The sequence below is a fragment of the Stenotrophomonas sp. WHRI 8082 genome (assembly GCF_040223995.2).
In the GTDB taxonomy this organism is placed as follows: Bacteria; Pseudomonadota; Gammaproteobacteria; order Xanthomonadales; family Xanthomonadaceae; genus Stenotrophomonas.
Window position 1 is genome coordinate 1,046,847 of the sequence record NZ_CP167826.1, and the last position, 23,614, is coordinate 1,070,460.

Below are 23,614 nucleotides of genomic sequence, written 5' to 3' on the forward strand. Positions count from 1 at the left end.
CGTCGGCCCGATCATTTCTGATCCAGGTCCGCGAGCATGGTTCCGCTGACCAGTCCCACATACCCTGATCGCACCATGCGTTTATCCCCCGCCACCACCCAGCAAACAACCGCACCGCAAACCCAGCCCGACAACCCCGCCCCAACCCAGCCACCGGTCACCCACCCCACCATGCTAATCTGAACGGTTGCATCCGCCGCCCCTTGCCACGCCATGCCCTCCTCGCCCAAACCCCGCGCAGCCATCCAGACCGGAACTGCCTCCCGCACGCTGTGGCCGCTGTTGGCGGTCATGGTGTTCTTCCTCGCCAGCGGGTTCCTGGCGGTCAAGAACATCCACACCATCCGCGAGGGCAGCGCGCTGGTGATCCGCTCCCAGGAGACGATGACCGCTTTGGCGGATGTCCTCTCGTCGGTGCAGGATGCCGAAACCGGCCAACGCGGCTATCTGCTCACCGGCGATGACAACTACCTCGAGCCTTACCGGGCCGCATTGGGTGTGGCCAGCACGCGATTGGAGGCGGTAAAGGAAGCCTTGGCCGATGACCCGGCGCAACGGGACCGGCTCAAGTTGTTGGCCCGCAGGGTGCAGGACAAGCTGGACGAACTGCACGAGACGATCGAAGTGCGGCGCACGCAGGGGCTGGAGCCCACGCTCGCCGTGGTCGGCTCCAACCGCGGCAAGGCGGCCATGGATGACATCCGTGCGCGCTTGGCCGCCATGGGCGCAGTCGAACTGGACAAGCGCGCCCGGCGATTGGAAGAGATGGAATCTGCCTACAGCGCAGCGCTGAGCTCCGGTGCGGCAAGCGCCGTGCTGGGCATTGTGCTGACGATCTTCATCGCCTTCCTGCTCCGCCGCCATACGCGGGCACGCGAGCGCGATGCTTGGCTGCAGCGGGGCCGGCTGGAGCTGGCCACCGCCACCGGTGGCGACCTGGACAGCGTCGCACTGGCACGCGCCAGCCTCGGCTTCCTGACGCGCTTCACCGGCGCAGAGGCCGGCATGCTGTTCGAACCGGCAACCACGGGCTTCCGCCAGATCGGCGCGGTGGGCGCCGCGTCCTCCCCCGACGGCGCCAACGTGCAGCGTGACCGCGGCAGCCTGCTCGGTCGTGCGGTGGATGAGAAACGCGTCCTGGTGGTATCGGATGTGCCGCCGGGCTACTTCACGGTGGGCTCGGGTCTTGGGCAGGCGCAGCCGCGCCACCTGGTCATCGCTCCCAGCATCCACGAGGGCGAGGTGAGCGGGGTCATCGAGCTGGGCTTCTTCGGAGCGGTACCGACAGAGGTCGTCGAACTGCTTGAACTGGCCTCCGCCGACATGGCGGTCGCCTTGCGGTCAGCGGCCTACCGGGCAAGGCTCTCCGAGCTGTTGGCGCAGACGCAGCGGCAGACCGAAGCGCTGCAGGTGCAGAGCGAGGAGCTGAAAGTTTCCAACGAGGAACTGGAGGAGCAGAGCCGTGCCCTGCGTGGCAGCCAGCACGAGCTGGAGGAACAGCAGGCCGAGCTGGAGCAGACCAACAGCCAGCTGTTCGACCAGTCACAACAACTCGAGGAAGAGCGCGACAAACTCGCACGCGCCAACGCCGCCATCCTTGCCGAGTCGCACAAGGTGCAGCGTGCCAGCCAGTACAAGTCGGAGTTCCTGGCCAACATGTCGCACGAGCTGCGCACGCCACTCAACTCCGCGCTCATTCTGTCCAAGCTGCTGGGCGACAACCGCGATGGCAACCTCACCGCAGAGCAGGTGAAGTTCGCGCGGACCATCCATTCTTCCGGCACGGACCTGCTCGTCCTCATCAACGAAATCCTCGATCTATCCAAGATCGAGGCCGGCCACATCGAGGTGCATGCCGAGCGCTTCGGCGTGGAGAAGCTGCTGTCCGGCATTGCGGCCCTGCTCGGCCCTGTGGCCAGTGAGAAGGGCCTGTCGCTGGACGTGCTGATGACAGCCGACTGCCCGCCGGTGATCGAATCCGATCGCCAGCGCATCGAGCAGATCCTCAAGAACCTGCTGTCCAATGCCTTGAAGTTCACCGAACAGGGCGGCGTCACGGTCTCCGCTTCGGCCAGCGGCGATGGCCACATCGTGTTCTCAGTGACCGACACCGGCATCGGCATCGCACCCCAGCAGCAGGCGCGCATCTTCGAGGCATTCCAGCAGGCTGATGGATCGATCAGCCGTCGCTACGGCGGAACGGGCCTGGGGCTTTCCATTTCGCAGGAGCTTGCACGTCTGTTGGGCGGCGACATCACCGTGGAGAGCGAGCCGGGCAAGGGCAGCTGCTTCCGGCTGGTCGTTGCGACCCGGTTGGCGACCGCAGCGCGCCCTGCTGTCTCCGTAGCGGTCACGGCCGCAGCATCCGCTCGCGCCACGTACGTTGCCAACGCCCCGGCGGCGACACCGGAGCCGCGTCCGACCAGCGGCGGAGGCAACAGAGCCGACAGCACCGAGCGCGGCTTGATCCTGATCGTCGAGGACGACATCGCCTTCGGGCAGATCGTCAGCGACCTGGCGACCGAGATGGGCTTCCGCGCGCGCGTGGCGCAGACGGCAGGCGAAGCGTTGGCGGCTGCGCGCGCAGAGCTGCCGCATGCCATCGTGCTGGACGTCGGCCTGCCCGACCAATCGGGTCTGTCCGTGCTGGACGTGCTCAAGCGCGATATGCACACGCGGCATATCCCCATCCACGTGGTGTCCGCGCTGGATCATTCGCGCAAGGCGCTGTCGCTGGGCGCAGTGGGCTTCCTCGGCAAGCCTGCCACCCGCGATGAGCTCGCCGATGTGCTCCTGTCTCTAGAGCGCCGCCTTTCGCTGCGTCCGCGCCTGGTACTGGTGGTTGAAGATGACGCCGTCCAGCTGGATGCCGTGCGCGAGCTGCTGGCCTTGGCGGATGTGCAAACGATCGGTGCGCGTTCGGCGGCAGAGTGCCTCCAAGCGCTGGGCGAACATTCCTTCGACTGCATGGTGCTGGACCTGACGCTCTCCGATGCGTCTGGATTCGAGTTGCTGGAGATGCTCAGCGCGCAGAGCGCAGAGGCCCTGCCCCCGATCATCGTCTATACCGGCAGGGTGCTATCGACCGCCGAAGAAGTGCGCTTGGGCCGCTACTCCCGCTCCATCATCATCAAGGGCGCGCGCTCACCCGAACGTCTGCTCGATGAGGTGACGCTGTTCCTGCACCAGGTGGTCAGCGAGTTGCCCGAATCCAAACAGGGCATGCTCCGCACCGCGCAGCACCGGGACACTGCATTGGAAGGGCGCCGCGTGTTGATCGTGGAGGATGACGTCCGCAACATCTATGCACTGATGAACGTGCTCGAGCCACACGGTTGCAAGGTCACCATCGCGCGCAACGGTCAGGAGGCCATCGATGTCCTGACCGCTGCCGTCACCGGTCCTGCCCCCATTGAACTGGTGCTGATGGACATCATGATGCCGGTCAAGGATGGCCTGACCGCGAGTCGCGAGATACGCCAGGACGGGCGCTTCGACACATTGCCGATCATCGCCCTGACCGCCAAGGCGATGCCCGACGACCAGCAGCAATGCATCCAGGCGGGTGCGAACGACTACGTGGCCAAGCCGCTGGACGTGGACAAGCTGGTGTCGTTGATCCGGGTCTGGCTGACGGCCTGACCCGGCTAACGCACGTCCATCCCAGCCATCAGGGATACATCGGGAAGGTCCACTGGACCGGGATCGACGTCCACCGGTAGTGCCGCACCTGCAGTCGGGCAATCGGCCGGGGCGTCGCGATTTCAGTGCGGATGGGCAACGTGCTGTTCTCCCAGGCCAAGGGCAGCTCGGCGATCCGCGTGGGCTGCGCGGCTTTCAGCGGAGCGACCGATATCTGTTCGGATGGCATCACGTTGCCGTCCGCATCGAGTGGCACGACCACCGTGTACAGCCCCGTCTTCTGTTTCCAGGTCTGCCGTCCCTGCACCAGCGTCACACGGTGGGCAGAGGGCCTCAGCAGCGTTGCATCGGGATTGCGTGTAGCAAGCGCGCCTGCCTCGAGGGTCTCCGACGTGTCGAAGGCGTAGACCTCGGCATCCACCGACATGCGTACGGCTTCCACCTGCCCCAACAGCGCGCGCGACGCACCGAGCGGCAGGTGGAACGGGAAGCTCAGCTCGTTCTGTGCCGCCGAGTACCTCTCTGACAAGAACAAGGTCCGCGCAACAGGCTGGGCTTCAAGGCCGATGATCGGTGCCGCCTGTGCGTCCAACAGCTCAACGGTATGCAGCCGCGACATCAGCATGGGCTCGTGCGCGCTTCGACGCCCGCCTGCAGGCGTGGTGGCAGGCATGCGCGCACCGATGGCCAACCACCGTCCGCTGCCGGTCTCTGCAGGGATCCACAGCGACCCCATGTGCGGCGCCAGTGCAGGAAGTACCTCCGCACCGACCATGTAGTCCTCCAGCGCACCCAATGGCGCGGGATGGTGGGTATACGCAGACGACGCCGGGGACGGCGCGCTGAAGGGCGGCCTGGCAAGCTGCTGATTGATCTGTTCGACATAGCTGACGTAGCTCTCCACCTCGTCTGCCATCTGCAGCATCAGGTCATGGCGCATGTCGGCCAGATGGACACGATGCCGGGTCGCCGGCTGTCCCTTGCTGCCCGGAAGGTTTACGTCCATGCGCAGCTCAATCGGCATGCCATCAACGCGCTGCACGACCATTCGCCCGTCGCCGCGCGCGCCGTCGAGTGTCATGCCCATCAACACCGCCGTGTCCGTCACCTCGATGACGCGCAGCGTGGTCTTCAGGTTGCCGTAGGGCTCGATACGTTGCCAGCCGCTGATGCGGTCACCGACGGCCACCGACGCAGGCAGCAGCACCGGCCGCAGGCCGGGTGCCTGATACGTTGCCAGCAACGCGCCTGCCTCGTCGGGTGATGCCTTCGTCAGCACCGACCAGGCGTTCTGGTCCATCGGACGCAGCGGTCCCGGCTCACCTTCTTTGGTCAGCGGCGCAGCAAACCCGTCGGTCAGTACATCGAGAACTTCGTCGTCCGTGCCTGGTTGCAGATCCAGCAGATAACGCATCACGCCCGACGCGTCGACCTGCCGCGTCCAGAGGGGAGCCAGCTCCAGCTGCGCAGATCCGCGACGCGACGCGTGCAGGTCTGCGCGGTAATAGCCGATGTTGGAGACCTCACCCTCGTCGGCGGCCTCACTGCTGATCGTATAGCTGACGTAGTACACCGCCGGCCCTTCAAGGCTGTGCTGCGCTGCCAATGCCGGCGTTACACCAACAACCGCCAGCACCACCATCATCGCGGTGCTGAGAAAATGTCGCACTACATCCATTTGCACTGCTTCCCTGAAATCACTGACAACGCGGAAGTGTAGCAACGCAGGCCTCAGCCGCATCCGGTGCGCTGGCAGCCGCGCTGACATGGACGTCCGGCACGGCTTTCATCGCATCCTCCACTCGCCGGAGCTGCAGCAAGAGGAGCCGCGACGGCAGTAGACTGAGCGCTCTGCCAAGGACGGAATGGGTTGCAGCATGCGCGCGCACAAGCACTCAAAGGGGCAACGCCGGAAGCAGAGGCGGCGCGCTGGTTACGGCGGCAGCGCCTGTCCTGAAGACAACATCACGACCTGCGCTCCATCCCGAGCGGCATGATCTCGAATCCCAGCATTTCGTAGAACCGCTCCTTGCCCGGATTCGACTTCAGCATGGCATTCGGCGTGCCCGCCAACTGCAGAATGCGTTTGACGAGCGCTGCACCGATGCCCTTGCCTTGGCATGCGGGATCTACGGCGACATCAAAAACAACGGACCAGAGCGTGTAATCGGACAGCGCGCGCGCCGCTCCGACCAACTGGCCGTCGTCGTATGCAAACACCGTGACCTGGCTCTGCCGGAAGAGGGATTCGAGCACTGCAGGAGGTCGATTTCCCAGCCCTGCCCGGCTCAACAGGTAGGCAAGCGCGTCCCAGTCGATTCCCTCTGTCGTGCTCGTGTAGCGGACGTCCATGTGTACGCATTCTCCGCTGCAGCGAGGTTGCTCGGATCATCTCACGTGGCGGCCTGATGGGTGCCCAAGCCGCCCGCACCTCCAGCCCCGTTCCAGAGGCCCGCATGGCCTGTCAGCGACTGGGCTCCACCACCACGGCCGTGCCATAGCACAGCACCTCGGTCAGCCCGGTCATGATGTCGGTGGCGTCGTAGCGCATGGCGATCACCGCATTACCGCCCAGGACGCGCGCGTGCTTGACCATGTCCCGGTACGTTTCTTCGCGGGCCTGCTCGCACAGTTCGGTATAGATGGTGATGTTGCCGCCGAACAGGGTCTGGATGCCGCCCAGGAAGTTGCCGACGATGGAGCGCGAGCGCACGGTGATGCCGCGCACCACGCCGAGGTTACGCACCACGCGGAAGCCCGGCAGCTCCAGCGCGGTGGTGACCATGGAATCAGCCAGCAGGTGGCCGGTGGAAGGACGCGCTGCGCTGTTGTACGGATCGGCCATGGTGGCGGTTGCCTGTGGTCAGGTGGGAAAGCAGAAGGGTCGATCGGCATAGTGGACTGAACGCGCCACGCCCGCCACGCCGCTCACCCTGTGCGCTCGACCGCCCACGCCAGCGCCCTGTCCATCCTGTCACTTCAGCGGATGTGCCTTGACCCCTTCGTGCGTGATCTTCACCGGCAGGATGTGCCCCTGCGCGTCGAACGACATGCGCTCGATTGCGGTCGCGCGGTGGTGGCGGCTGGTCTCACCCAACGGGCGGCGGTGGTAGACGATGTACCAGTCTTCGCTGCCCGGCGCATGGATCACCGAGTGGTGGCCGGCGCTGGTGGCGATGGCCGGATCCTGCTGCAGGATCGTGCCGATTCGCTTGAACGGACCGGTGGGTGTATCGGCGATGGCGTAGGCCACCGCATAGTCCGGCTCCCCCCATCCGCCTTCGGACCACATGTAGTAATAGCGTCCATCGCGCTTGAACATCAGCGAGCCCTCCACGTATTCCGGCGCGGGCGTTATTTCCTTGTACAGCGTCCCATCCGGCAACGGCTGCAGACCACTGAAATCGTCCTTCAAGCGCACGATGTTGGCGTGTTTCCAGCCGCCATAAATCAGGTGCCACGTACCATCGTCATCCTTGAAGACGAACTGATCGATCGGTTGCGCGCCGTTATGGAAGGTACTGATCAGCGGCTTGCCCAGATGGTCGCGAAACGGGCCCTCGGGCTTGTCCGCCACGGCGACCCCGATGCCGCCGACTTCGTCATCGTTCTTGATGTCATTGGCGGAAAAGAAGAAATAGTACTTGCCGTCCTTTTCCACCACCGACGGTGCCCACAGCGCCTCTTTGGCCCAGCTGATGGCTTCAATCTTCAATACGGCGGAATGCTTGGTCCAGGTCACCAGGTCCGGCGAGGAAAACGCATCGAAGAACACCTGTTCCGCGTAGGGGCGCGAGGTGGTGGGATAGATCCAATAGGTATTGTCGAACACCGCGGCTTCTGGATCGGCGTACCAGCCGGGCAGGATGGGATTGCCAGACATCGCGTTCGTGCTGTCTTGACCCGCAGGCGCTGCGAGCGCGCCGAACGATAGGGTTGCTGCCATTGCCACAGCGATCAGTTTCCTGCCCAGCGCCATGCCCTGCCCTCCCCAAACCGGATTGATGGCTTCAGTATTAGATCGATCTAGGCGGAATGCACGGTGCGCTGCATCAAGGGCCTTCGCCCGGTGCCGCGAAGACAGTTTCGACAAACTCGTCATAGCCTGGCCTGGCCGGAGAATCGGCGTGCTCGGAGAGCGCGAGGCGATCCCACAGCCCCTGCTCGAGCACGCGCGCGCGAAAACGTTGTTCGGGGGCGAGGTGATAGTCGATGAGGGTGCCTTGTGCAAAGCCCGCCTGATCGCCCGCCCGTGCCTGCAACATGTAGTACGCGTTTGCCATCGCGGGATCTTGATACCCCTCCACCAGCATGTGGATATCGCCTGCGGTCTTCAATGCATAGACGGAACCTGCCATGGCACTGCTCTCAAGCAGTTCAAGCACCTGAGCGCGTGGTGCGCCCTGCCGCGCGATGCGGTACGCATAGATTGCCTTGGCAGGCTCATTTCCGTTGTTGGCCAGATCCTGCAGCGTCGGCAGTGGCAGGCCACGCAGGCGCATCTCCACATCCACGCTCGGAAAACCGTGGCTGTCCAGCCACGCTGCGTCCGCCTCACTGATCGCAATTCCGGGCCGCGCCGGATCCCACGGATAGCCCTGGACCCAACCGTGCACGCCCGGCTGCGTCTCACCTGCCAGCGGTAGCGTTGAGGTGCCAGCGGTCTGCACGTGTCCAGCATCCGCTGACACGCCCGCTGAAGCTTCACTGGCCGACATCGCATGTGTCGTATCGACTTTCTCAGTTGCCGCATCGCGCTTGAAGAGCACGCCCCATATCGCGACGGCCACGGCTAGCGTCCCCAGCAACCAATACCCTCTGAGGGCCATCGTCCCTGCACTCATTCCAAACTCCGTTGGTAACCCACGTCATGCGTTTCTATCGCACGCCCATGGAGTCGGGTCAATGTCGTGCAGGCTGATGAGGGTGGATAACCCTTATGCAGGATCCAGCCGGCGACTCACCACATCGAGCAGGTGATCCACCGCACCGGGACGATGGTGCCCCTGCAGGAAGCCGGACCAGTCAGCACGTGCGATGGACCCCAGCACCATGCTGTCCACATCGAACCGTTTGATCGGCCAGTGGCGGAACAGCCGATTTCCGGCCACCCCTTTGGCGACTTCGATGATGTTCGTATGGCGGCTGGCTTGCCGCACGCGTCCATACGCATCGGTGAGGCCCCTGGCAGGGCCTTCGAGATACTGCAGGAAGCGCCCACCGTCGAACAGCAACACGCTGCTGACATCGGCACCGCTGTTGAATGCTTCGGCATCGGATACCAGCGCCTGAAGCTCATGGGGGTCGATACGCTTGCTGACCCGGCTTGTGTACACCACAGCTTCCAAGGACATGAAACTCCTTGCGCTTCTGCGCGGCCTAAACCAAGCCGAAAGCGTATCAGCTGAACGCATTCATATTTTTGATGGAAGCTGAATAGGGGTCCGAAGAGAGGCTTAGATTACCGACCCACCAAGTCGCTGAAACAGGGCGGACAACTCCCCGGCCTCGCTCCAGATAAACCAGAAAATCACAATCGCCGCGATGTAGCGAGCGTCGCGCTTTTTGATTCGGAATGCGTAGTAATCCGAAGCGTTCGATTTCCCTGTGTCGGTTCTGTCCATTGTCGTCGCTCCGCTTATTCAAAAGAAATGGCGCATAGCGGCTTCGACACGACCTGTTGTTTCGCCAACAACCCGCGTCCCCGCAAGCCGCCCGATGCTGCAAAACAATCGCATGAAACAGGGTCCAAATTCCATGCCCTCTTCACTCCGGCAGGCATAGCCTTGCACGGTCATGCGGAGAGGGCATGGCATCTGGCGCCATGCCTCTGTGCCAACCGCGCAGTCACCTGGCCATCGGTTCCCTCCACCACGCACCGCAAGACGGTCCGGATGGGTCACAGGGACGTCCACCTCCCTCGGAATTAAAATGAACTCCTCGGAAAAACCCATCACTCGCGCAGGCAGGTGGCTACTGTCACTGATACTGGGCGCATTCGGCCTGTACATGATCGGCGGCGGTATCTGGCTGATATCACTGGGCGGCAACTGGTATTACGCCATCGCCGGCGTACTCAGCCTGGCCAGTGCGATCGCCTTGGCACGCAGGCGACCATCGGCCTCGCTGTGGTTTGGCACCATGTTCCTGATCACCTTGGCGTGGACCATCTGGGAAGCCGGTACGCGTTACTGGGCGTGGGTGCCGCGCTTTGCGCTGGTGCTGGTCTTTGCCATTGCGTTCTCACTGCTGCTGCCCACGCTGCATGCGCGCATCAGCCGCCGCAAGGCCGGTGCAGTGACCGGCGTGCTGGTGGCGGGTTTCCTGGTCGCCACTGGACTGGCATTCGTGCCGCATGGCGTAACCGAAGCAGACAACGTGCCCGCCATCGCCGGCAACGTGTTCGAAGCCGGTACCGGCGAAGGCACCGACAGTGCACTGCCCTCCTCCGATTGGCCCAGCTACGGCGGCAACCAGGCCACCATGCGTTATTCGCTGGCCAGTCAGATCACCCCGGAAAATGTAAAGAATCTGAGCGTTGCCTGGACCGCGGAAGTCGGCAAGACACCCACGGATTCGCGCTGGGGTGTACAGAACACGCCGCTGAAAATCGGCGATTCGCTGTTCGTCTGCGGTTATCTCAACACGGTGACCGCACTGGACGCCGCCACCGGCAAGACCAAGTGGACCTTCGACCCCGGCGTAACCTCCAAGGCCGTGCCGTATACCCCGGCCTGCCGCTCGCTGGCTTATTTCGCAGAGCCCGCCGCCGCGCCCAACACCGACGTCGCCGCCACCGGGGGTGCCTGCGCGGCCCGCATCATCGTGGGCACACTGGACGCACGGATCATCGAACTGGATGCACGTGACGGCAAGCGTTGCGCATCCTTCGGCAACAATGGCGAAGTGAAACTGACCGAAGGCATGGGCGAGGTCTACCAAGGCTACGTGGCCATCACCTCCGCTCCCGTCGTGGTGCGCGATACGTTGATCGTTGGCCACACCACCATCGACGGCCAGCGCGCGTACGGCCCGTCCGGCGTAACCAAGGCGTACGACGTGCGCACCGGTAAGCCGAAGTGGGCGTGGGACGCTGCAACGCCGATGGATACGGCACCGCGTACCGGCACGGACGTCTACAAGCGCGGTTCGCCGGATGTGTGGAGCTCGTTCACCGGCGACAACAAGCTGGGCCTGGTCTACCTGCCGGTGGCCAATGCGTCGGGTGATTACTATTCCTCCGAGCGCACACCCGAAGAGCTGAAGTATTCGCCGTCGCTGACTGCGCTGGACGTGGAAACCGGCCAGCCGCGCTGGACCTTCCAGAACACGCACGACGATGTGTGGGACAACGATCCGGGCTCACCGCCTACGTTGTTCGATTATCCGCAGGCCGATGGCACGCGCGTGCCGGCCGTGATCTTCCCGACCAAGAGCGGTGACGTGTACGTGCTCAACCGCGAGACCGGCAAGCCGCTGTTCCCGGTGGAAGAACGCGCTGTCCCGCAGGGTGGGTTCGAGCCGGCTGCGCGCTCGAAAACGCAGCCGTTCTCACTGTTCAACAGCCTGGCCAAGGGTGACATGACGCCGGAGAAAACCTGGGGCCTGACGCCGCTGGATCAGCTGGCGTGCCGTATCCAGTACCACCAGGCGGATTATCGCGGTCAGTACACCCCGCCCAGCGTGGACAAGCCGATCATCAATTATCCCGGCTACAACGGTGGATCGGATTGGGGTGGCGTCGCGCTGGATCCGGCCCGTGGCCTGATCATCGCCAACTACAACGACATGCCGAACTACACCCGTCTGGTGACGCGTGCAGAGGCTGACAAGAAGGGCTGGAAGGCGCCGCAGATCATCAATGATCCGGGCTACAAGGCACACGGCGAAGGCGACGGCGATCCCCAGGAAGGGCTGCCGGTTGCGGTGGACGTCAACGCTGGCTGGCAGATGAAGTTCACCGGCATGCTGTGCAAGGAACCCCCGTACGGCGGCATCCGCGCGATCGACGTCCGCGACGGCCGCACCGTGTGGGACCGCCCGTTGGGCACCGCCCGCAAGAACGGACCGTTCGGTCTGCCGACTGGCCTGCCGATCGTCATCGGTACACCGAACAACGGTGGCTCGGTGGTGACCAAATCCGGCTTGGTGTTCATCGCCGCAGCCACCGATGACCTGATCCGCGCCATCGACATCACCACCGGCAAGACCGTGTGGTCGGCCCCGCTGCCCGCCGGCGGCCAAGCCATGCCGATGATCTACGAAGAAGGCGGCCGGGAGTACCTGGTGATCACCGCAACGGGACACCACTTCATGCATACCCCGCGCGGCAATTACGTGGTGGCGTACGCGCTGCCCAAGTAAGCAGGTAACGGGGTCGCATCCCAACGGATGCGGCCCCGTCTGCGTTTTGGCTTCCGGCTACGCCTCAACTTGCGGTAATGACGGCCGCTGGCCATCCCAGCTTTCGGTAGTGACGGCCGCTGGCCGTCCCGCTTCCCGCGAGCCAGCGACACCCCTCAGATTCCATGCCACCAAGGCATCGCAACCAGCATCTACGGCGCGTCGGTGACGCGCTCTGGATCAGGCCACGCGTGCGCCCGCTTTCGAACTGGACGGTGAGGAACCCGTCATCGCAGGGACAACTGCGTGCCTGCCGATGCCTTGATCAACTCGCGTCCGGCGATCAGCAACCCCTCCAGCAGATGATCACCCAACAGTGTGCCGTCATCGCCATCGCGCCGCGCTATCTGTTCGGCATGGAGAATCTCCAGCGCTGCATCCAGTGCCTGCATCACGCGCAGGGGAACGGCGACCTTGCCGTGCCGCTCCAGGTCCTCGAAGCACGGGGTTACGGCGGCCCGCGCAGCGGGCACGACCATTCGACTGCTGAGATGACCTACCACGGGCGTCAGCCGCTCGAACTCCTGCAGCCGACGCTCCAGCTTTGCAATGAAACAGGACGGCACGTCGTGGATCTGCTCGCCCAGCAGCGCCGCCACGCGCGCGCTGCCCAAGGGCTGTTCGGCTGTCATCGGTACGACCTCGGATGCGTTGAGGCCACCCGCGCGAGGGCGCAAGGTGGCGGACGATGCGGGTTGCCATACCGGAGAAGAAATCGAGAAACCGGCGGATCAGGGATCCCCCACACCGCCCGCCATGTAACCGGAGGGCAGCGCAGTGCATTCTCCGCCGTGCCCCGAGGGCATAACAGAGCTTCACTGATTTCTTCTGACAGGATGGCAATCCCGGCTGCCACCCCGTGGCGACAGCGTGGCTATCGTGCGCAGCGGTAAGTGCTTGCGTCCATGAGGAAAGTTGGGAAGTGGGTGTTGCGGATGCGTGCCCATCGCATCAGGTCGAATCGACGCGTTTCCCCTGCACTCGACCTTTACTCGCAGAGGCGCTGAGAGGGCGTGTTCATTGGCACGAGGAGCATGCGACACGCAACGGGGCTGATGAGGCTCGACATCCATGGCCCGACCTACGCAAGCTTCCGCAGACCCAACAACCCGGCACACGTGGGCTGGACTGAAAATCCTTACGATCGTGGGGAAAATCACCCGCCGGCGTCGATGAAGCTGAAAATCCGCACGATCGCAAGGATTCCCGATGAAGATAAGGCTGCACCGACCCGAGGATCTAGGGCCCTTGGTGCGCGCCACGCGCAAGCAGCAAGGCATGCGGCAGGATTACGCCGCTGAAGGAATCGGCGTCAGCGAGAACTTCCTCGCCAAAGTGGAACGTGGCGGCGGCACCGTTCAGTGGGAGAAGCTCTTCACCGTGCTGACTGAGCTCGGCCTGCACGTCGTGATCGACGTGCCGGATGCGGTAATGGCGTCCGTGGAGAGCAAGACCTGGACGAAGCTTCGAAGACGGCAACCGTGTAAAAGTCGCACGCATGGGATCGATACTTGATTGCGCAGCGCCGCTAGACAATCAGCCCGAGCCTATCCGTTAATAACTACAATGAGATCGCCTTCAGTCTTGCAGCATTCTCACAGCAGTGGTCACTGGTACTTTCGCGGGGGCTTGGCTTGTCGCCTGCGGCGGGCGCTTCAGCTTATCAACTCAGACCTGCTGACCAATGACGTTCGGCGACAATCGATATGGGAAGCCCCTGACTACGAAGGTCGATGGTCGCTTGAATTTTGCGACCAGCATTGCTGTTGATCCAGTCCCTGGACCCCAAGTCACCAATAATCAGATAGTTCATCTTTCGTGAGACATTACTCGCGACACGTCCTCCCTGCGCCTCAATTACCGAATGCACCTCTCGGCGCGTCCCGTAGGAGAACGTACCCGTCACCAAGAAGGTCTTCTCCGGATAGAAAATGGTGGGCTCTGGAATACAGAGTGGGAGTGAGGTGGAAACCGATGCAGCGCCGTTCTCAGGGTCCGACACTTCTCCGCCGACGAAGCGGATAAGCGTGTCATGCAGGTCGCCAGACTCGTCGAGGTCTATGAAGCCATCGCTGAGAATGTCAGCGAGCAGGCTGTAAAGACGATCAAACGGATATTCACCGATGAACTCGGAGTTCCGTTCTATCCATCCTTTTAGAAATTCGGCCTCTTGCTGGGACACGTGTCCGTCGGCAAGCAGGCCCCTACAGATGCCTACCATCTCGTCAGTGGTTCGATCCAAACGCCGCGAAGAGGTGATCCTGGCGGCAGGCGCCTTACCGGCATCATGCAAACTATTATTCATCCCTGACTCCCTGTTTACCTTGAGCGACGAGTTGTTTGAGACAGGCCTTCAAGCACCCAGTCAGGGATAGTACTGACGCCAATCCTTGACGATTTGATCTTATTCCGGCACGGATGTTCCAGCAAGCAGCGTGAGATCGGTGGCGAACGTGACGGCCCCGACTGGAGACGGCGCCTGCGTGCCATGACGCGAAATTTGCTTTTTAGCGGGACATCCTGCCGACATAGGAGCTGAGATGCACGGCCACAGGAGAGTCTGCGGGCATCCTCAAATCATGTCACCCTGTCTCGTCTGCAGTGCGGCCGGCGAGAATGTCAGTCTGATTAACCGGAAGACAAGTTCGACGGTCAATATCATTCGTTAGCGGTCACAGCGCCTGGCTGAGGCGCCTGGATGTAGAGAAGCCAGCGTCGATCAAGGCACAGGCCCTTATCGATAGCCAAGTTACGCATCTCCGGTGATTAGACGTGCTGCCAGTCCGTGGATCGGTTAACGGGCTCAATACGACAGGCGCTTCAGCCGACCTTTCTGCGAAACAACTAACTCTTGGGATGCCGTGCCGGGTGATCTGCAGACCCCAGCCCCACAGACACAAAAAAGCCCCCGTTTCCGGAGGCTTTTTCGACTGAATCATGGTGGGCGGTACAAGGTTCGAACTTGTGACCCTTGCCGTGTGAAGGCAATGCTCTACCGCTGAGCTAACCGCCCGATGCTGCTGAGCCGCTCATTATAGGAACTTTTCCGAGAGCGTCAACACTTTTCACATCGCCGATTTCACATCGTGTGCGTCGGCTTTTCCGACGTGGTCAGACCCGCCAGCAGCGTCTCGATCTTGTGCCGCACGCTCTCCCCTTCCTGGCCGTCGGCCAGCTGCACGCCGATGCCCGCCGTGCGATTGCCCTGCGCTCCGGCCGGGGTCACCCAGATCACCTTGCCAGCCACCGGCAGGCGCTCGCTGGAATCGGGCAGGGTCAGCAGCAGGAACACTTCATCACCCAGGAAGTAGCGCTTGGGCGTAGGCACGAACACGCCGCCATTCTTCACGAATGGCATGTAGGCGCTGTACAGCGCGGCCTTGTCCTTGACGGCAAGGGACAGGATGCCCTGTCGGGCGTTGGTGGCACTCATCGATTACCCCTTGGGTGCTGCCGTTCGTTGACCTTGTTCCAGGCCAGCAACAGTTCCACCACGGCCAAGTCCGCGCGCACGGTGGTGCGCAGCAGGTCGCGGGTCCGGTTGGCAGCGTCGAACCAGGCTGCCAGCTTGTGCAATCGCTCCGGCGCGGTCAAGCCATCGCTGCTGGCCTGGGCCAACGCGAGGTCCGCCGCAAAGCGCAGACGCAACGCGGCATCGTCATCGCCGGTCCATTTCTGCGCCAGCGCTACGGCTCCGGTGCGGCCGGCGGCCAGCTGCTCCAGGTCCTTGGTGACTTCGCGGCGCAGCTCCAGCCCCTCTTCGCGCAGCCAGGAATCGGCCAGCCCGGGGTGGCCGCGCGCGGCGTCCAGCGCTTCTAGGGCATCGATTTCACGGTGCCCCTGCTGTTGCAGCCAGGCCAGCGCTTCTTCGCGCGGCGGAAGCTTGAACTCCAGCCGCTGGCAGCGACTGCGCACGGTCTGTGGCAGCCGTGCCGGATCGCTGCTCACCAGCCACAGGTAGCGGCCGGGCTGCGGTTCTTCCAGGGTCTTCAGCAGCGCATTGCAGGCCGCGCGGTTGATCGCATCGGCGGGATCCACGATGACCACCTGCGCGACGCCATATTGCGGGGTCAACGAGAGCTTCTGGCCGATCTCGCGCACCTGTTCGATGACGATCTCGGTGCGCAGCTTGTCGCCGCTTTTGTTGGGAATGAAGCTGATGATCTGCAGGTCCGGGTGGGTGCCGGCGGCAATCAGCTGCCGGGTACGCTCGGCCTGCGGGCCGCCGCCCTGGCTCAGCACGTGCAGCGCCAACGCATCGGCCACGGCACGCTGCCCCAGCCCGGCCGGTCCGCAGATCAGCAAGCCATGGCCCAGACGCCCGGCATCCAGTGCCGCAATCATCTGGTCGTAGGCGCGCTGCTGCCACGGTGAGAATCCGTGGAGTGGTGTCGTGCTCATGCGCGCTCCTGTTCCTGGAGCCACTGCTCAACGCGCGCCACCACATCGGCAGCGACGCGGTCCTGCGGCTGGCTGGCATCGATCAGCGCAAAGCGCTGTGCATCGTGGCGGGCGCGGTCGCGAAAGACTTCACGTACGCGCTGGAAGAAATCGTCCTGCTCGTTTTCGATGCGGTCCGGCCACATGTCACGGCTGTTGGCGCGTGCGCGTCCGACATCCACATCCACGTCGAGCAGCAGCGTCAGCCCGGGCAGCAGGCCGACCACGCGGCGCTCCAGATCGGCGATCCAGTCGGCCTCCAGCCCGCGGCCACCGCCTTGGTAGGCATAGCTGGAATCGGTGAAACGATCCGTCACCACGTAGGCGCCGCGCTGCAGGGCCGGCTGGATGATCTGGCGCACGTGTTGGGCGCGTGCAGCGAACACCAGCAGCAGCTCGGCCTCGGCACTCAGCGGTTCGTCGGCGATGTCGGCGTCGGGCTTGAGCACGATGGCGCGGATGCGTTCGGCCAGAGGCGTGCCGCCGGGTTCGCGGGTCAGCACGACCTCGTGTCCGCGCGCGCGCAGGGCGGCGTAGATGGCATTGATGGCGGTGGTCTTGCCAGCGCCCTCGCCGCCTTCCAGGCTGACGAAACGCGGGTGGCGCAGTAGCGCGGAACTCATTGCGCCGGGGTCTCCTTGCTGCGGTTCTGGCGCAACTGCTGCAGGTAACGCGCTACGGCCACGTTGTGCTCTGCATAGCTGGCCGAAAAAATGTGCGCGCCACTGCCATCGCCCACCGCGACGAAGTACAGCGTGTTGCCTGGCGCTGGCTGCGCAGCCGCATTGAGCGCATCACGGCTGGGCATGGCGATCGGGGTCGGCGTCAGGCCGGTGCGGGTATAGGTGTTGTACGGCGTGTCGGTGGTCAGGTGCACGCGGCGGATGTTGCCGTCGTAGGCCGGGCCGATGCCGTAGATCACCGTGGGGTCGGTCTGCAGGCGCATGCCCATTTCCAGGCGACGGGCGAACACCCCCGCGATCTGCGGACGCTCGCTGGCCAGGGCCGTTTCTTTCTCGATGATCGAGGCCAGGGTGAGCAGTTCGTACGGCGAATTGATCGGCAGGTCGGCGGCGCGATTTTCCCAGGCCTCGGTGAGGGCCTTCTCCATGGCGGCATGCGCACGCTTGAGCACGTCCAGATCCGTGTCGCCGCGCTGGTAGACGTAGGTTTCCGGCAGGAAACGGCCTTCCGGGTGCTCGCCGCCGAAGCCGAGGCGCTGCATCAGCGCGCTGTCGTCGAGATCATCGGTGGTGTGCACCAGCGGCGTAGCGCGCTTGAGTGCGGCGCGCACCTGGCGGATGTTCCAGCCTTCGATGATCGTCAGGCGGTGCTGCAGCACGCGTCCTTGGCGCATGCGCAGCAACAGCTCGCGCGGAGTCAGCGACGCGTCAAGCGCGTACTCGCCCACTTTCAGCTTGCCGGCAGCATCGAGCTGGCGCGCGAGCAGTTGCCACTGCGCGTCCTGGCCTTCGTCCACGCCGGCGGTGCGCAGCTTGCCGAGCACGGTGTTGAAGCCATCGCCGCTGGCGATGACCATGCTCTCCTCGCTGGGGGTCAGCGGGGTATCGGCGAATTGGCGTTGTTCGTAGTAGAACCAGGCCCCGGCACCGACCGCGATGGCGCCCAGGATGATCAGCGTACCTACGACAAACAGACACCCGCGCTTGGCTGCCGCCATGGATTACCTCGGGATTTGAATCAGGAGAGCAGGATACCGCGAACGTGCAGGCCGAGCCGTGCGCGGCGTGAGCGACGCCGGGGCAACGGCTGACGGCCAGCGGCCGTCACTACCGGGTCAAGCGGCCGTCTTTACCGGGTGCGGTCAGCCGGTCTGGCCGAGGGCGCGCATCAGGCCGCGGGCCTTGGCCCGGGTTTCGTCGAGTTCTTTGTCGGGCTCCGAATCGACGACGATGCCGGCGCCGGTGCGGAAGCTGACCTCGTGGCCGTCCACTTCGGCGGTACGGATCAGGATGTTCAGGTCCAGGTCGCCGTCGCGGTTCAGCCAGCCGAAGGCGCCGGTGTAGGCACCGCGTGGCACCTGCTCCAGTTCGCTGATGATCTGCATGCATCGCACCTTGGGGCAGCCGGTGATAGTACCGCCGGGGAACGTAGCGGCGATCACCTGGCCGGGCGTTACCTCCGCACGCAGCTGGCCGCTGACGTTGCTGACGATGTGGTGCACGTGGGCATAGCTTTCCACGGTCATCAGTTCGTCCACCACCACGCTGCCGGGGGTGCAGATGCGGCCCAGGTCATTGCGCTCCAGGTCGATCAGCATCACGTGTTCGGCGCGCTCTTTGGGGTGGCCGACGAGCTCCTGGATGCGGGCGGCATCGTCGTCGCCATCAAAGCGCGGACGGGTGCCGGCGATCGGGCGGGTCTGGGCATGGCCACCGTGCACCGATACCAGCCGTTCGGGCGATGAGCTGACCACGTGGCGGCCGTGGCCGGTGAACAGGCCGGCGAACGGCGCGGGGTTGGCGCGGCGCAATTGGGCGTACAGCGCCTGCGGGCTCACCGGCTCGGCGAAGCGTGCGCACCAGCGCCGCGACAGGTTTACCTGGAACACGTCGCCGGCACGCAGGTAGTCGATGATCCGCCGCACGCCGTCGGTGAAACGGATGGGCGCGTCTTCTTCGACGCTGACGGGCGGTTGCCAGCCCTCCCCTGCTTCGGCTTGCGGCTGCGTCAGCTGCGCGCGCAGGGCCTCCAGCACCGCTTCCTGGCCGGCTTCGGCGATCAGGTGGCTTCGCCCTTGCTGGTGGTCGTGCAGCACCGCGGCGCGGCAGCGCAGGGCCAGCGCGGCGGGCTGGCCGTCGATACGGGCCATCGGCGGCAGCACGGTTTCAATCTGGCTGGCCACTTCGTAGTCCAGCAGCAGCGCCCAGCCACCGCGGAACGGCAGGCTGCGGTCGGTGGATGACGGGAGACGCTCGGCGTGCCACGCGCCGTCCAGGGCGTCGAGGAAGCTGCCGTCGTGCGCGCGGCCGTGGTGGTCGCGGGTGACGCCGTCGGCGTCCAGACGCAGGTATTCCTCGCCGGCGACCAGCAGCAGGTCCCAGCGGCCCTGGGCGGTGCCCGATGCCGTGGATTCCATGAGCAACGGGAACCGCGCCGGGTCGGCCTGCTGCAGGGCGAGCAGATCGACGGGGGTGCTCAGGGACTGGATCAGGATCGGATCGGGCATGGCGCGGAAGCCTGAGCGTGGGGTCGGATCGGGCATGGTGCGGAAGCCTGAGCCTGGAGTCGAATCGGGCATGCTGCGGAAGCCTGAGCCTGGAGTCGAATCGGGCATGCTGCGGAAGCCTGAGCTTGGAGTCGGATCGGGCATGCTGCGGAAGCCTGAGCCTGGAGGGTAGCGCCGAGCCATGCTCGGCGAGCGAAGCGGCAGCTGTCACACCGAAGGCTACGGCAGCCGACTGAAGTCGGCTCTACCAGGGCCGGGCGGTGGCGGCCGCCCTGCGGGCTAGGACAGCCGACTGAAGTCGGCTCTACCGGAGCCTGGTGGTCGCGCTCAGGCGCGCTTGAACACCAGGGTGCCGTTGGTGCCGCCGAAGCCGAAGCCATTCGACATCACCACGTCGACCTTGGCCTGGCGCGCTTCGTTGGGCACGTAGTCCAGGTCGCAGCCTTCGCCCGGCTGGTGCAGGTTGATGGTCGGCGGGATCACGCCGTCCTGCAGGGCCAGCACGGAGAAGATGGCTTCCACGCCGCCGGCCGCGCCGAGCAGGTGGCCGGTCATCGACTTGGTGGAGCTGACCAGCATCTTGTAGGCGTGGTCGCCGAAAGCGGTCTTCATCGCCATGGTCTCGCCCAGGTCGCCCAGCGGCGTGGAGGTGCCGTGCGCGTTGAGGTAACCGATCTGATCCGGGTTGACGCCCGCGTCCTTCATGGCCGCGACCATGCAGCGCGCGGCGCCTTCGCCGCTCTCTGCCGGGGCGGTCATGTGGTACGCATCAGAGCTGGCACCGAAGCCGGCCAGTTCGCAGTAGATCTTCGCGCCGCGTGCCTTGGCGTGCTCGTACTCTTCCAGGATCAGGATGCCGGCGCCATCGCCCAGCACGAAGCCATCGCGGTCCTTGTCCCACGGGCGCGACGCTTCGGTCGGGGCATCGTTGCGGGTGGACATGGCCTTCATCGCGCAGAAGCCGCCCAGTGCGGTCGGCGAAGAGCCACGCTCGGCGCCACCGGCGACCATCACGTCGGCATCGCCGTACTGGATCATGCGCATCGCGGTGCCGATGGAATGGTTCGACGTGGCGCACGCCGACACCGCCGAGAACGACGGGCCCTTCAGGCCGGCAATGATGCTCAGCTGGCCCGGCAGCATGTTGATGATCGTCTTCGGCACGTAGAAGGGCGAGATCTTCTTGCCTTCGTGGAAGTCGATGGTCTGTTCTTCAATGCCCAGCAGGCCGCCGATGCCGGCGCCGACGATGGCGCCAATGCGCTCGGCATTGCCTTCGTTGATCTCAAGACCCGAATCGGCCAGCGCCATGAACGATGCGCCGAGGCCGTAGTGGATGAAGGGATCCATCTTCTTCGCGTCCTTGCCGGACACGCGGTACTTGCCGAACAGTTCGTTGTCGGCGGTGATGTCGAAATCCTTGACCTCACCTGCAATCTTGGTGGTGAAACGGTCCAGGTAGGAGTCTGCAACGTGGGTCAGCGGGCCGATGCCCGAACGGCCCTCGGTGATACCTTGCCAGCTGCTGGCCAGGTCATTGCCCAGTGGCGAAACCATGCCCATGCCGGTAACGACGACGCGACGCTTCATTGCTCTCTCCTGACCCGAAGGTGGTGCGGGTATGACGCGGGGTGGTGCTCAGTTTGTGGAACCATGCAAACACACAGGGCCGCATGCGCGGCCCCATGGGGTGCCGTGCGCGGGTACGGGCAGGCCGTCTCCGCGCACCAGCGGCCGTACATCAGTTCTTGATGTGTGCCTTGACGTAGTCGATCGCCGCCTGGACGGTGGTGATCTTCTCCGCTTCTTCGTCCGGGATTTCGCACTCGAACTCTTCTTCCAGCGCCATCACCAGTTCAACGGTGTCCAGCGAATCGGCACCCAGGTCATCGACGAACGATGCGGTGGTGACGACTTCTTCTTCCTTGACGCCAAGCTGTTCGACGACGATTTTCTTGACGCGTTCTTCGATGGTGCTCATGGGGTATCGCTCCAGATGGAGTAGTGGTTCAAAAAAGACGCCATCGGTGGCGATGGCCGTGGGATAGTGTAGTGGAAACCGGCAGCGCCTTGCATGCTTGCAAAATGCGATCCAGATCAACCACTTGCGGCGCGGTCCGTGCGCCCGGTGCTTACGGCATGTACATGCCGCCGTTCACATGGAGGGTTTCTCCGGTGATGTAGTTTGCCGCCGGGCTGGCCAGGAAGGCCACCGCATGGGCGATATCCTCCGGCGAACCCAGGCGTTCCAGGGCGATGTTGCCCACCAGCGCAGCGCGCGCTTCGTCCGGCAATGCCTTGGTCATATCGGTGTCGATGAAGCCCGGCGCGACGACATTGACGGTCACCCCGCGCGAGCCGATCTCCTTGGCCAGCGACTTGGAGAAGCCGATGATGCCGGCCTTCGCCGCGGCGTAGTTGGCTTGGCCGGCATTGCCGGTCACACCCACCACCGAGGCGATGTTGATGATGCGGCCCTTGCGTGCCTTCATCATGCCGCGCATGACGGCCTTGCTGGTGCGGAACACGCTGGTCAGGTTGGTGTCGATGATCGACGCCCAGTCCTCTTCCTTCATCCGCATCAGCAGGTTGTCGCGGGTGATGCCGGCGTTGTTGACCAGGATGCTGATCGCACCGAATTCCTTGGCGATGTCGGCCAGCACGGCGTCCAGCGCAGCGGCGTCGGTGACGTTCAGCGCGCGGCCATGGCCACCCTGTGCCGCCAGACGCTCGCCGATGGCGGCAGCGCCGGAATCGGTGGTGGCCGTGCCGATCACCGTGGCGCCCTGGGCGGCCAGCAGATCGGCGATGGCGGCACCGATACCGCGGCTTGCGCCGGTGACCAGTGCGATTTCACCCTGCAGGGGCTTGCTCATGATGGAGTCCTCGAAACAGTTCGGTAACCCGCGCACGGCCCTGCCAGAACGGCACGGCGCGGCGGGTAACGGGAAGGGGTCAGGCCGACCATGCCTCACGGGCGGCTTCAACGTCGCCCGGGGTAGCCAGCGAACGGCCGTCGATGGTCTTGTCGATACGCTTGATCAGGCCGGTCAGCACCTTGCCCGGGCCACATTCGGCGATGCGGGTGACACCGCGTGCAGCCAGCGCCTGCACGCAGCCCGTCCACTGCACCGGCTGGTACAACTGCTGCACCAGCGCTTGGGCGATGGCTTCCACGCCGTCATGCACCTTGGCATCCACGTTCTGCACCACCGGCAAGCGCGGCGCCTGCCAGGCCAGGCCGCGCATGGTTTCGGCCAGGCGGTTGGCAGCTTCGCGCATCAACGGGGTATGCGAGGGCACGCTGACGGCCAGCTTGACCGCCTTGCGCACGCCCTTTTCAGCGAGCAGCGCCAGCGCGCGATCCACTGCAGCGGCGTCGCCCCCGATCACGATCTGGCCGGGCGAATTGTAGTTGGCCGGCACCAGCACCTGGCTGCCTGCGGCTTCGGCGCAGACCTCCAGCACCAGGGCGTCTTCGGCGCCGAGCACGGCGGCCATGGCGCCCACGCCGGCCGGCGCGGCTTCCTGCATCAGTTGGCCACGCAGGCGTACCAGATGGGCACCGTCGTGCAGGCTCAGCGCCCCAGCGGCAACCAGCGCGGTGTACTCACCCAAGCTGTGGCCGGCCAGCACGGCAGGCTGTGCCCCGCCGAGGGCCTGCCATGTGCGCCACACCCCGATGCTGCCCGCCAACAGGGCCGGCTGGGTGTACTCGGTGCGGTTGAGCATTTCCTCCGGGCCACCCTGGGACAGCGCCCACAGGTCGACACCGGCGCCATCGGATGCTTCGCTGAACGCCTCACGCACCTGCGGGTGCAGCTCAGCCAACTCGGCCAGCATGCCCACAGACTGGGAGCCCTGGCCGGGGAACACGAACGCAAGAGTGGAATCGGTCACGCGGTCATCCGCTTGGTTTAATCGAAGCAGGCCATGATA

General features: G+C 64.4%; 21 protein-coding genes and 1 tRNA gene. 3 read left to right on the plus strand and 19 right to left on the minus strand.

Features of this window, described 5'->3' with window-relative positions:
• Positions 1-11: 11 nt before the first annotated feature.
• Positions 12-293 carry a hypothetical protein gene (locus ABRP17_RS04545; protein WP_349984941.1) on the minus strand — a complete coding sequence of 94 codons (282 nt, stop codon included), beginning with the start codon at positions 291-293 and terminating at the stop codon, positions 12-14.
• Here ABRP17_RS04545 and ABRP17_RS04550 point away from each other — a divergent pair.
• The gene (locus tag ABRP17_RS04550) at positions 292-3,642 is read left to right on the plus strand and encodes a response regulator (protein WP_349984942.1); all 3,351 of its coding nucleotides are present in this window, start codon (positions 292-294) and stop codon (positions 3,640-3,642) included. The genes ABRP17_RS04545 and ABRP17_RS04550 overlap by 2 nt on opposite strands.
• Before the next feature lie 28 nt (positions 3,643-3,670).
• Here ABRP17_RS04550 and ABRP17_RS04555 read toward each other — a convergent pair whose 3' ends face one another.
• From ABRP17_RS04555 to ABRP17_RS04580, 6 genes are all read right to left on the minus strand, one after another.
• The gene (locus ABRP17_RS04555) at positions 3,671-5,410 is read right to left on the minus strand and encodes a hypothetical protein (RefSeq protein WP_372486891.1); all 1,740 of its coding nucleotides are present in this window, start codon (positions 5,408-5,410) and stop codon (positions 3,671-3,673) included.
• 197 nt (positions 5,411-5,607) lie between these two features.
• Positions 5,608-5,994 carry a GNAT family N-acetyltransferase gene (locus ABRP17_RS04560; protein WP_349984944.1) on the minus strand — a complete coding sequence of 129 codons (387 nt, stop codon included), beginning with the start codon at positions 5,992-5,994 and terminating at the stop codon, positions 5,608-5,610.
• 112 nt (positions 5,995-6,106) lie between these two features.
• On the minus strand, positions 6,107-6,487 hold the full coding sequence (locus ABRP17_RS04565; RefSeq protein ID WP_349984945.1) for a YbjQ family protein: 381 nt from the start codon (positions 6,485-6,487) through the stop codon (positions 6,107-6,109).
• Positions 6,488-6,616: 129 nt separating this feature from the next.
• Positions 6,617-7,525 (minus strand): glycoside hydrolase family 43 protein, encoded by a 909-nt coding sequence (locus tag ABRP17_RS04570; RefSeq protein WP_349984946.1) that lies wholly within the window; start codon positions 7,523-7,525, stop codon positions 6,617-6,619.
• 169 nt (positions 7,526-7,694) lie between these two features.
• On the minus strand, positions 7,695-8,486 hold the full coding sequence (locus ABRP17_RS04575) for a hypothetical protein (protein ID WP_349984947.1): 792 nt from the start codon (positions 8,484-8,486) through the stop codon (positions 7,695-7,697).
• Between the two features lie 93 nt (positions 8,487-8,579).
• Positions 8,580-8,996, minus strand: a complete 417-nt coding sequence (locus ABRP17_RS04580; protein WP_349984948.1) for a BLUF domain-containing protein — start codon at positions 8,994-8,996, stop codon at positions 8,580-8,582.
• A 577-nt stretch (positions 8,997-9,573) separates the two neighbouring features.
• Here ABRP17_RS04580 and ABRP17_RS04585 point away from each other — a divergent pair.
• Positions 9,574-12,006 (plus strand): membrane-bound PQQ-dependent dehydrogenase, glucose/quinate/shikimate family, encoded by a 2,433-nt coding sequence (locus tag ABRP17_RS04585; protein ID WP_349984949.1) that lies wholly within the window; start codon positions 9,574-9,576, stop codon positions 12,004-12,006.
• A 266-nt stretch (positions 12,007-12,272) separates the two neighbouring features.
• Here the strand turns inward: ABRP17_RS04585 and ABRP17_RS04590 are convergent, their stop codons facing one another.
• Complete coding sequence (locus ABRP17_RS04590) at positions 12,273-12,677, minus strand: hypothetical protein (protein ID WP_188324830.1); 405 nt, start codon at positions 12,675-12,677, stop codon at positions 12,273-12,275.
• 577 nt (positions 12,678-13,254) lie between these two features.
• Here ABRP17_RS04590 and ABRP17_RS04595 point away from each other — a divergent pair.
• On the plus strand, positions 13,255-13,560 hold the full coding sequence (locus ABRP17_RS04595) for a helix-turn-helix domain-containing protein (RefSeq protein ID WP_349984950.1): 306 nt from the start codon (positions 13,255-13,257) through the stop codon (positions 13,558-13,560).
• A 148-nt stretch (positions 13,561-13,708) separates the two neighbouring features.
• Here the strand turns inward: ABRP17_RS04595 and ABRP17_RS04600 are convergent, their stop codons facing one another.
• The 11 genes from ABRP17_RS04600 to fabD form a co-directional block, all read right to left on the minus strand.
• Positions 13,709-14,350 (minus strand): BRCT domain-containing protein, encoded by a 642-nt coding sequence (locus ABRP17_RS04600; RefSeq protein ID WP_188324832.1) that lies wholly within the window; start codon positions 14,348-14,350, stop codon positions 13,709-13,711.
• A 633-nt stretch (positions 14,351-14,983) separates the two neighbouring features.
• Positions 14,984-15,058 (minus strand) — tRNA-Val (locus tag ABRP17_RS04605).
• 66 nt (positions 15,059-15,124) lie between these two features.
• Positions 15,125-15,478 carry a PilZ domain-containing protein gene (locus tag ABRP17_RS04610; protein ID WP_188324833.1) on the minus strand — a complete coding sequence of 118 codons (354 nt, stop codon included), beginning with the start codon at positions 15,476-15,478 and terminating at the stop codon, positions 15,125-15,127.
• Positions 15,475-16,446 carry a DNA polymerase III subunit delta' gene (locus ABRP17_RS04615; protein WP_192080939.1) on the minus strand — a complete coding sequence of 324 codons (972 nt, stop codon included), beginning with the start codon at positions 16,444-16,446 and terminating at the stop codon, positions 15,475-15,477. The genes ABRP17_RS04610 and ABRP17_RS04615 overlap by 4 nt, the downstream gene beginning before the upstream one ends.
• A complete protein-coding gene (tmk, locus tag ABRP17_RS04620) occupies positions 16,443-17,108 on the minus strand; it encodes a dTMP kinase (RefSeq protein WP_349984951.1) in 666 nt (221 codons plus the stop codon). The genes ABRP17_RS04615 and tmk overlap by 4 nt, the downstream gene beginning before the upstream one ends.
• Entirely contained in the window at positions 17,105-18,166 is a 1,062-nt protein-coding gene (mltG, locus tag ABRP17_RS04625; RefSeq protein ID WP_349984952.1) for an endolytic transglycosylase MltG, read from the minus strand. Before mltG ends, tmk begins: the two co-directional genes overlap by 4 nt.
• 144 nt (positions 18,167-18,310) lie before the next feature.
• A complete protein-coding gene (locus ABRP17_RS04630; protein ID WP_349984953.1) occupies positions 18,311-19,675 on the minus strand; it encodes an aminodeoxychorismate synthase component I in 1,365 nt (454 codons plus the stop codon).
• A gap of 327 nt (positions 19,676-20,002) precedes the next feature.
• A complete protein-coding gene (fabF, locus tag ABRP17_RS04635; protein ID WP_188324838.1) occupies positions 20,003-21,265 on the minus strand; it encodes a beta-ketoacyl-ACP synthase II in 1,263 nt (420 codons plus the stop codon).
• A gap of 151 nt (positions 21,266-21,416) precedes the next feature.
• Positions 21,417-21,656, minus strand: coding sequence for an acyl carrier protein (gene acpP / locus ABRP17_RS04640; RefSeq protein ID WP_188324839.1), 240 nt, complete (start codon positions 21,654-21,656; stop codon positions 21,417-21,419).
• A gap of 151 nt (positions 21,657-21,807) precedes the next feature.
• Positions 21,808-22,551: a 3-oxoacyl-ACP reductase FabG gene (gene fabG, locus ABRP17_RS04645; RefSeq protein ID WP_188324840.1), complete on the minus strand. Its 744-nt coding sequence runs from the start codon at positions 22,549-22,551 to the stop codon at positions 21,808-21,810.
• A 79-nt stretch (positions 22,552-22,630) separates the two neighbouring features.
• Entirely contained in the window at positions 22,631-23,575 is a 945-nt protein-coding gene (gene fabD, locus ABRP17_RS04650; protein ID WP_188324841.1) for an ACP S-malonyltransferase, read from the minus strand.
• Positions 23,576-23,614 lie beyond the last annotated feature (39 nt).

Coding starts and splice junctions, on each gene's coding strand:
- ABRP17_RS04600 (WP_188324832.1), bottom strand. CDS start 14,350: ATGAATAATAGTTTGCATGATGCCGGTAAGGCGCCTGCCGCCAGGATC.
- acpP (WP_188324839.1), bottom strand. CDS start 21,656: ATGAGCACCATCGAAGAACGCGTCAAGAAAATCGTCGTCGAACAGCTT.
- ABRP17_RS04570 (WP_349984946.1), bottom strand. CDS start 7,525: ATGTCTGGCAATCCCATCCTGCCCGGCTGGTACGCCGATCCAGAAGCC.
- fabF (WP_188324838.1), bottom strand. CDS start 21,265: ATGAAGCGTCGCGTCGTCGTTACCGGCATGGGCATGGTTTCGCCACTG.
- ABRP17_RS04585 (WP_349984949.1), top strand. CDS start 9,574: ATGAACTCCTCGGAAAAACCCATCACTCGCGCAGGCAGGTGGCTACTG.
- ABRP17_RS04565 (WP_349984945.1), bottom strand. CDS start 6,487: ATGGCCGATCCGTACAACAGCGCAGCGCGTCCTTCCACCGGCCACCTG.
- ABRP17_RS04550 (WP_349984942.1), top strand. CDS start 292: ATGGTGTTCTTCCTCGCCAGCGGGTTCCTGGCGGTCAAGAACATCCAC.
- ABRP17_RS04610 (WP_188324833.1), bottom strand. CDS start 15,478: ATGAGTGCCACCAACGCCCGACAGGGCATCCTGTCCCTTGCCGTCAAG.
- tmk (WP_349984951.1), bottom strand. CDS start 17,108: ATGAGTTCCGCGCTACTGCGCCACCCGCGTTTCGTCAGCCTGGAAGGC.
- ABRP17_RS04575 (WP_349984947.1), bottom strand. CDS start 8,486: ATGAGTGCAGGGACGATGGCCCTCAGAGGGTATTGGTTGCTGGGGACG.
- ABRP17_RS04615 (WP_192080939.1), bottom strand. CDS start 16,446: ATGAGCACGACACCACTCCACGGATTCTCACCGTGGCAGCAGCGCGCC.
- ABRP17_RS04580 (WP_349984948.1), bottom strand. CDS start 8,996: ATGTCCTTGGAAGCTGTGGTGTACACAAGCCGGGTCAGCAAGCGTATC.
- ABRP17_RS04545 (WP_349984941.1), bottom strand. CDS start 293: ATGACCGCCAACAGCGGCCACAGCGTGCGGGAGGCAGTTCCGGTCTGG.
- ABRP17_RS04560 (WP_349984944.1), bottom strand. CDS start 5,994: ATGGACGTCCGCTACACGAGCACGACAGAGGGAATCGACTGGGACGCG.
- ABRP17_RS04555 (WP_372486891.1), bottom strand. CDS start 5,410: ATGTCAGCGCGGCTGCCAGCGCACCGGATGCGGCTGAGGCCTGCGTTG.
- ABRP17_RS04630 (WP_349984953.1), bottom strand. CDS start 19,675: ATGCCCGATCCGATCCTGATCCAGTCCCTGAGCACCCCCGTCGATCTG.
- ABRP17_RS04595 (WP_349984950.1), top strand. CDS start 13,255: ATGAAGATAAGGCTGCACCGACCCGAGGATCTAGGGCCCTTGGTGCGC.
- fabG (WP_188324840.1), bottom strand. CDS start 22,551: ATGAGCAAGCCCCTGCAGGGTGAAATCGCACTGGTCACCGGCGCAAGC.
- mltG (WP_349984952.1), bottom strand. CDS start 18,166: ATGGCGGCAGCCAAGCGCGGGTGTCTGTTTGTCGTAGGTACGCTGATC.
- ABRP17_RS04590 (WP_188324830.1), bottom strand. CDS start 12,677: ATGACAGCCGAACAGCCCTTGGGCAGCGCGCGCGTGGCGGCGCTGCTG.